Origin of the sequence: Vibrio sp. V43_P6S15P86 (assembly GCF_009904725.1) — a bacterium.
Taxonomy (GTDB): domain Bacteria; phylum Pseudomonadota; class Gammaproteobacteria; order Enterobacterales; family Vibrionaceae; genus Vibrio; species Vibrio diabolicus.
Window position 1 is genome coordinate 1 of record NZ_WXWT01000144.1, and the last position, 2591, is coordinate 2591.

Annotated in this window: 2 protein-coding genes; one reads left to right on the top strand and one right to left on the bottom strand. The window is 43.7% G+C overall.

From position 1 onward, the window contains the following. A partial coding sequence (locus CAG69_RS06315) for a cadherin-like domain-containing protein (protein ID WP_202600711.1) occupies positions 1–1828 on the bottom strand: 1828 nt, incomplete at its 3' end. A gap of 400 nt (positions 1829–2228) precedes the next feature. Between CAG69_RS06315 and CAG69_RS06320 the strand changes: the two genes are divergently transcribed. Next, positions 2229–2591, top strand: a 363-nt coding sequence (locus tag CAG69_RS06320) for a TolC family protein (protein WP_161443241.1), incomplete at its 3' end; no start/stop codon positions are given.

The window sequence follows — 2591 nt, forward strand, 5'->3', positions numbered from 1 at the left end:
TAGTGAATTCGGATACTCCGCCTGATGTCACGACATAAGTGAACGTATCTTTGCCGACGTAGTTGTCATCTGGTGTGTAGGTCACCGTGCCGTTGTTATTCACAATGACGGTGCCATTTTTAGGACCATTATCGGCGTCCAAAGACACCACTTTATCAGTGCCTTCGAACGTGTCGTTACCTAAGACGTTAATGATGGTTGGTGTGTCTTCGACTACATCCGCACTGCCTGCCACGATGTCCGCCACAGGGGTAACCGTGAAGTTCACCGTTTGGCTGACGCTTTCACCGCTTGGATCGGTAGCCGTAAAGGTTAGGATTTCTGAGCCGTTCCAGTCTGCGGTTGGGCTAATGGTCGCAATGCCATTGACGATCGCCACTTGAATGTTGCTGTTGCCAGAAACGCTGAAGCTCAGCTCGCCATCAACGTTATCCACATCGCTGAAGGCCGTATTCAGATCGATCGTGTATGGCGTGAAATCTTCCGCCAAGGTTTGGTCTGCAATGCTACTCTCAACCACAGGCGTATCGTTCACAGCATTCACCGTAACTTTGACCGTCGCTTCGTCAGTCAGCGCACCATCGGTGACGGTGTAAGTGATCTCAGCGTCGCCATTGAAGTTCTCAGTTGGCGTAAATACAAGCTTGCCGTCAATAATCTCGACTTGACCTTGGTCACTCGGCACAGACGCCGATTCGATGCTTAACGCATCGCCATCGATGTCAGTGTCGTTTGGCAGTACATCAATCGTTACTGAGGTATCTTCCTCTGTAATTGTTGTGTCATTAAGGGCAATAGGCGCATCGTTAACTGAGTTTACTGTTACCGAGACTTGAGCTTCATCCTCTAGCTCACCATCTGAGATGGTGTAGCTAATAGTTGCATTACCATTGAAGTTTTCAGCCGGAGTGAAAACAAGCTTACCATCGACAATCTCAACGATACCTTGCTCTTCTGATACAGAAGCAAAAGTAATGGTTAAATCGTCACCTTCAATGTCACTGTCGTTAGCGAGCACATCAATTACAACCTGGGAATCTTCGTCAGTTTGAATCGCATCGTTAGTCGCTATTGGCGCGTCATTAACAGGCTTAATATCTAAATTAGCAGTGCCATTAATAACACCCCCATCGTCATCAATGATGTCATAGGATAATGACACTTCAGTATCATCATCAGCTTCTGGGATATAAGTCCAAGATCCATCGTTGTTATCAATTAAAGTGCCATTCCCACTCTCAATAGTGACGTTTGTAACGATAAGAGTATCAGCATCGTCAATATCGACCTTCGATAGTAATTCTTCGGTAGTTATCGTGATGGGATCGCTATCTTCTTCGATAGCGCTTAATGTCACTGGAGAATTAGTAAGCGGTTTATTTGAGCCATCTCCACTGGTTTCTATATTTGTTGCGAAAAAGTCATTTAAGGTCAACGCTTGTGTTTCAGATAAACCGAGGGATTCCAAGCCAATAGTTTCAAAATTTGTTGAGGCCAGCACTTCAGTGCCATCCCGTGCAATCGTGGCACTATTTTGTAAGCTTGAACCACTGTTTTCACCCGCTGCCGGCGCGAGTTCTTCATCAACTATAGAAGGGTCTTGACCTTGCTCAATAGCACCAATAATTCGTGCCACATGATCAGAAATATCTTTTGAGCCTTGCTCTTCAGTTAGTTGAATGTTCAAATTTAGAGGTGCAGCATCTGTCGTTGCCACTACCACTTCACCTGGTAGGGGCTGTTGTCCTTCTGTTAGGACTCTCAGCTCCCCATCTAAACCTATTACGACGACTTGATTACCGAGTGACACTAACGCTGTACGATCCATATAAATCTTAACCCTAAATAACTGTCAAGTTTTTGACTAACAATACTAATTTGCTATATATTGCCTGATTATATAGTGCAATAACAGCAATTTGATGCTCAATTAAGTAATTATGTGTCATACATCAATAAGAACCCAGGTGCATATTTGTCTTATTTTAATAAAAGACGCTCAACTCTTGTTAAACATCAATTTCACTTTAAAATCGGGATCCTTATTCAAAATTTAGACCCGCCAAATGAATTGATTTATCAAGAATGAAACAAATGAACAATGAATCAACAGGTTACTTCATCGTGTATTAATGTTATTGTGCGCTAAATTATTGACGCCCTTATAGGTATCCCACTTATAAGCCCTCTCACCTCGAGAAATTTTATTATTATCTAGGAGAATCACAGTGAAGTGGACTCGTGCCAACGCCTTTTGCATTGGTGTGTTCGCAGCTAGTCATGCTTTTGGGCAAACACTAGAGCAAGCGGTTGAAAACACATTAAAAACCAATCCTGACATCAAAAGTGCGTTCAATGAATTCGTTAGCAAGCAGTATGTGAATGAAGCATCTGGCGGTGCTTACCTCCCATCCGTAGATTTAGACGCCGGTATCGGTTATGAAGGTATTAACCCAGCAGAAGCAGGGCGAGATTCAACGGATCTGACAAGAAAAGAAGCCACCGTGACACTAACCCAGCTGATATGGGACGGTTCTGCGACACTTAACGATATGGATCGAACAGCAGCTGACGCAGAATCAGTTCGTTAT